Raw genomic sequence first — 5039 nt, 5'->3', positions numbered from 1 at the left:
CGCGGCGGCGGTGCTCGGCGGTGTGGCGCCGACCCAGGGCCCCGATGCGGCCAAGGGCGGGCTCCTGCAGCTCGCGGTGGCGTGTGAGCCCGTCCTCACGCCGATGCGGGTCCCGGTCGGACTCGCCCTGACCCAGGCCATCAGGATCGTGCGTCCGCTGGCCGGGCCGGTCCTCGACCTGTACGGCGCACTGCAGCCGTCGGGGGACAAGAACCTGCTCGCCCGACCGGAGTTCAAGGCGATGTTCCTCGACGACCTCCTCAGCGGCTCGCGCAGGCAGATGAGCGCCCCGCTGGCCGACCTCATCCTCTTCACGCGCGACTGGGGCTTCGCCCTCTCCGACGTCCGGGTGCCGGTGCGCTGGTGGCACGGCGACGCCGACCACATCGTGCCGTTCGCGCACGGCCAGCATTGAGTGGACCGGCTGCCCGACGCGTCCATGACCGTGATCGACGGCGAGAGCCACCTCGGCGGACTCGGCGTCGCCCGAGACGTCCTCTCCTCGATCCTGGCCCTCGGACCCCGCCGCGACACGAAGACAGTTTCCTAGCCTGTCCCATTGGCAAACTCAGGTCCCATGGGTCACAATGGAGCCCTAATCACATACGTGTCACTTCACATCCTTGAAACCGTCGCACAGACCGCTGGGGAAGGCGCATCTCAGCGTCGGAACTTCAAGGAGGTCACGGTGACCACAAGCACTCACGCCCGCCCGGATATCGCCGGGACCCGGGGCATCCTGTACGTGCACTCAGCGCCCTCTGCTCTCTGCCCTCACATCGAGTGGGCCGTGGGCGGAGTGCTCGGCGTGGCCGTGAGCCTTGACTGGATCCCGCAGCCCGCTCAGCCGGGCAGCTACCGCGCCGAGCTGTCGTGGGTCGGGTCGGTGGGATCCGCCGCGACGGTTGCCTCGGCGCTCCGCGGCTGGAACCACCTCCGGTTCGAGATCACCGAGGAGCCGAGCAGCGCCAGCGAGGGCACCCGGTTCTCCTACACACCCGAGCTCGGCGTCTACCACGCCGTCACCGGCCTGCACGGCGACATCATGATCCCCGAGGATCGGCTCAAGGCCGCCGTCGTCAAGGCCGCCCTGGGCGACACCACGCTGCTCAACGAGATCGACAAGCTGCTGGGAAAGCCGTGGGACGACGAGCTGGAGACGTTCCGTCACGCCGGTGAGGGTGCGCCGGTCCGCTGGCTGCACCAGGTGGTCTGACCGCTCAGTGGGTCACGGTCACTCGCACGGTCACTCGCACCGCTCGGTCGACGTGCGCACCTCCGGCCCGGTCACGCGGCTGCTGCTGATCGTGCTGGCGCTGACCGCCGTCGCGACCCTGGTCGGTGTGGGGGTGCTGTGGCCGAGCGGCGGACGGCCGCCGACGCCGTACTCCGCCGCGGGCGTGAGCTATCCCGACGGTGAGGTGCTCCGAGTGGGCGAGGCCTGCCCGGTCGTCACCGAGGACTCCACCGACTTCCCCGACGTCTGCGACGACGTCGACATTCGACTCGACGGCGATGGCGGCACCGTGACGGAGCTGCGCGTGCGCCCGGGGGTCGTGGAGGCACTCCAGGTCGGGGACCGGGCCACGCTGGTCGCGGTCCCGCAGGAGGGCTCGCAGGAGCCCGACTACGGCTGGGTGGGTGTCGATCGGAAGCCGCCGCTGGGGTGGCTGACTCTCGGCTTCCTGCTCGTGGTCGCGCTCATCGCCCGGCTCCGGGGCCTGTTGGCGATCCTGGGCCTGGTCGTCGCCGGGCTGGTGATCGTCTACATCATGCAGCCCGCTCTGCTGGCCTGAGAGTCAGGACTGCCCGTGGCGCAGGTGGGGTCGACCGCCATCATGTACGTGGTCCTCTACCTCGCCCACGGTCCCTCGGTGCGGACGTCGACCGCATTGGCCGGCACCCTGATCGGACTCCTCATCACGGCGGGGATCGGTCTCGTCGCGATTCACACGGCACGGCTCAGCGGGCTGGGCGACGAGTCGAGTCTCCTGCTGCGCAACCAGGCCGACCAGCTCGACTTCAGGGGACTGCTCACCTGTGCGGTGATCGTCGCCGGCCTGGGCGTCCTCAACGACGTGACCATCACCCAGAGTTCATCGGTGTGGGAGCTGCGCGAGGCCGCGCCGCACCTGACGCGGCGCCAGATCTTCGCGTCGGGCATGCGGATCGGACGCGACCACATCGCCTCCACGATCTACACGATCGTCTTCGCCTACGCCGGCACCGCGGTCGCCACCATGCTGTTGATCTCGCTCTACGACCGGCCGCTGATCGACATACTCAGTGACGAGGCGATTGCCGAGGAGGTCGCACGGACTCTGGCCTCGGCGATCGGTCTGGTGCTGGCCGTTCCCGCCACCACCGCCATCGCGGCCGCGACCGTGGCTCCCGCCGTCAGGAGCGCGCCAGCCGGAAACGCGTGACCGACATCGGGGCCGGGATGGGCGTCATCGGGTCGTCGTACCAGTTCAGCGTCGAGCGGATCCGGAACCTGCCGGGCACCGTGGCGGCGCGGCAGAGCCGGAACGGTGTGGTCTCAGCCACCTCGTCGTAGGGCCCGATGTAGGCGAACGAGGCCACCCCGTGGCCGCGCCGGTCGACGATGGAGACCTCCAGGGCCCAGTCCTGCGTCGGGACCTGCACGGCGTAGCTGTACGCGTAGGTGTGGCAGCCCCTCCGCAGCAGGCCGCTGGGCGCCGATGTCGTGCCGCCGACGACATCGTCCGTCGCGAGCGCATGGACCGGTCCGGCCAGGGAGATGCTCGTTGCGACAGCCGACAGCCCCGCGGCGAGCCGCAGGGTGAGTGGTGGGCGCATCAGTCGTCCCTTCGCGAGTGACCACGGACACATTCACCAACGCAGGTAGCGCCCTGGCGTTATGCCCGCCCTCGCCCGATGTGCTCCAGGCCTACAGCGGGATGTTGCCGTGCTGTCCTCGGTGCACGCCCGAGGTGTCGATCTCGTGGCGGAAGGCCGCGGCGATGGCGGTGCGCGTGCGAGACGGCTCGACGACCTCGTCGACGACACCGATCTCGACGGCCTTGTCCACCCCTCCGGCGATCCGCTCGTGCTCGGCGGCGAGCTCGGCCTCGACGCGAGGACGGATCTCGGGGGAGACCTCGGCGAGCTTGCGCCGGTGCAGGATCCGGACGGCCGCGGTCGCGCCCATCACCGCGACCTCGGCACCGGGCCAGGCCAGGACCCGGGTCGCGCCGAGCGACCGGGCGTTCATGGCGATGTAGGCACCGCCGTAGGTCTTGCGGGTCACCAGTGTCACGCGGGGCACCACGCACTCGCCGAACGCGTGCAGCAGCTTCGCGCCGCGGCGTACGACCCCGTCCCACTCCTGCCCGACGCCCGGAAGGTAGCCGGGGACGTCGACCAGCACGATGAGGGGCACGCCGAACGCATCGCACATGCGCACGAAGCGGGAGGCCTTCTCCGCGGACAGGGAGTCCAGGCAGCCACCCAGGCGGAGCGGGTTGTTGGCCACGACGCCGACCGTGCGCGCGCCGAAGCGTCCCAGAGCGGTGACGATGTTGGGGGCCCAGCGGGCGTGCAGCTCCTGCATGGTGCCGTCGTCGAGGACCGCCTCGACGAGCGGGTGCACGTCGTAGGCACGCTTCTTGGACTCGGGCAGGATGGCGGCGAGGTCGCGGTCCTCGACCGAGTCCTGGTCGAGGCTGCCCTGGGCCCCCAGGAGCGAGGCGACGATCCGGGCACGGTCGAGCGCCTCGCGCTCTGAATCGGTGAGGATGTGGACGACGCCGGACCTGCGGCCGTGGGGCTCGGGACCGCCGAGCCGCAGCATGTCCACATCCTCACCGGTCACGGAGCGGACGACGTCCGGGCCGGTGACGAAGATGCGGCCTGCGGGGCCGAGGATCACCACGTCGGTGAGCGCCGGACCGTAGGCAGCACCGCCGGCGGCCGGGCCGAGCACCACCGAGATCTGGGGGATCTTGCCGGAGGCCTGGGTCATCACCTGGAAGATCCGCCCCACGGCGTGCAGGGACAGGACGCCCTCGGCCAGCCGGGCGCCGCCGGAGTGCCACAAGCCGATGATGGGTACGCCGTCGGTGATGGCGCGGTGATAGGCGTCGACGACGACGCGACAACCGACGTCGCCCATCGCGCCGCCCATGACCGTGGCGTCACTGCAGAAGGCCACGACGGTGGTGCCGTGGACCCGGCCGATGGCCGCCAGCATCCCGGAGTCGTCGTCCTCGGTCAGCAGCTGCAGGCTGTCCTGGTCGAAGAGCGCCGTGAGGCGATGGACCGGGTTGCGGGGGTCCTGGTCGCGAGGCAGCCTGGCCGGCTTGGCCGGCGCGGCGACGTCGGCCGTTGTGGTCATCAGGCACTCCCGAAGGCGACGGCGACGTTGGCGCCGCCGAAGCCGAAGGAGTTGTTGAGCGCGGCGATGTCGCCGTCGGGCAGTGCCCGGGCCTCGGTCGGGATGTCGAGCTCGACCGCCGGGTCCAGGTTGTCGAGGTTGATGGTCGGGGGGCTGGTGCGGTCCTTGAGGGCCATCACTGTCGCGATGGCCTCGAGCGCACCGGCGCCGCCGAGGAGGTGGCCGGTCATCGACTTGGTGCTCGTGACCACGCAGCGGTCGACGTGCGAGCCGAGGACGGTGTGGAGCATCAGGCCCTCGGCGATGTCGCCCTTGGGGGTCGACGTGGCGTGGGCGTTGACGTGCACCACGCTGGAGGGGTCCACGTCGCCCTCGCGCAGCGCCATCTTGATGGCCCGCGTGCCGCCGCGACCCTCGGGGTCGGGCTGGGCGATGTCGTGGGCGTCGGCGGTGATGCCGGCTCCCAGGACCTCGGCGTAGACGCGTGCGCCACGAGCGCGCGCGTGCTCCTCGGACTCCAGGACCAGGACACCCGAACCCTCACCCAGCACGAAGCCGTCGCGCCCGGTGTCCCACGGGCGTGACACGGTCGTCGGGTCGCCGGCATTCTTCGACAGCGCCATCATGTTGGCGAAGGCGGCCATCGGCAGGGGGTGGATCGCTGCCTCGGTGCCGCCGGCGA

General features: G+C 70.8%; 6 protein-coding genes and 1 pseudogene. 4 read left to right on the top strand and 3 right to left on the bottom strand.

Annotated features, from left to right (window positions below; genetic code table 11):
- The 4 genes and pseudogenes from RMO85_RS03245 to RMO85_RS03230 all read left to right on the top strand — a co-directional run.
- Positions 1–415 (top strand): annotated as a pseudogene (locus RMO85_RS03245) (alpha/beta hydrolase); the annotation flags it as partial.
- Between the two features lie 303 nt (positions 416–718).
- Entirely contained in the window at positions 719–1216 is a 498-nt protein-coding gene (locus RMO85_RS03240; RefSeq protein WP_310526438.1) for a DUF3145 domain-containing protein, read from the top strand.
- 52 nt (positions 1217–1268) lie between these two features.
- Positions 1269–1796: a hypothetical protein gene (locus RMO85_RS03235; protein ID WP_310526437.1), complete on the top strand. Its 528-nt coding sequence runs from the start codon at positions 1269–1271 to the stop codon at positions 1794–1796.
- A gap of 15 nt (positions 1797–1811) precedes the next feature.
- Positions 1812–2426 (top strand): YibE/F family protein, encoded by a 615-nt coding sequence (locus RMO85_RS03230; RefSeq protein ID WP_310526436.1) that lies wholly within the window; start codon positions 1812–1814, stop codon positions 2424–2426.
- Here the strand turns inward: RMO85_RS03230 and RMO85_RS03225 are convergent.
- The 3 genes from RMO85_RS03225 to RMO85_RS03215 all read right to left on the bottom strand — a co-directional run.
- A complete protein-coding gene (locus tag RMO85_RS03225) occupies positions 2398–2820 on the bottom strand; it encodes a hypothetical protein (protein WP_310526435.1) in 423 nt (140 codons plus the stop codon). The two genes, RMO85_RS03230 and RMO85_RS03225, sit on opposite strands and share 29 nt — an antisense overlap.
- Positions 2821–2911: 91 nt before the next feature.
- Positions 2912–4357, bottom strand: coding sequence for a carboxyl transferase domain-containing protein (locus RMO85_RS03220; RefSeq protein ID WP_310526434.1), 1446 nt, complete (start codon positions 4355–4357; stop codon positions 2912–2914).
- Positions 4357–5039 (bottom strand): beta-ketoacyl synthase N-terminal-like domain-containing protein (locus tag RMO85_RS03215; RefSeq protein WP_310526433.1); only part of this gene is annotated, 683 nt, incomplete at its 5' end. The genes RMO85_RS03220 and RMO85_RS03215, both read right to left, overlap by 1 nt.

Origin of the sequence: Nocardioides sp., from assembly GCF_031422975.1 — a bacterium.
Classification (GTDB): Bacteria; Actinomycetota; Actinomycetes; order Propionibacteriales; family Nocardioidaceae; genus Nocardioides.
The sequence above is the reverse complement of the archived record's forward strand: the minus strand, read 5'-3'. Positions and strand labels throughout refer to the sequence as shown.

Bases quoted from the DNA above. Each gene is read 5' to 3' on its own strand.
- RMO85_RS03225 (WP_310526435.1), bottom strand. From the start codon at position 2,820: ATGCGCCCACCACTCACCCTGCGGCTCGCCGCGGGGCTGTCGGCTGTC.
- RMO85_RS03220 (WP_310526434.1), bottom strand. From the start codon at position 4,357: ATGACCACAACGGCCGACGTCGCCGCGCCGGCCAAGCCGGCCAGGCTG.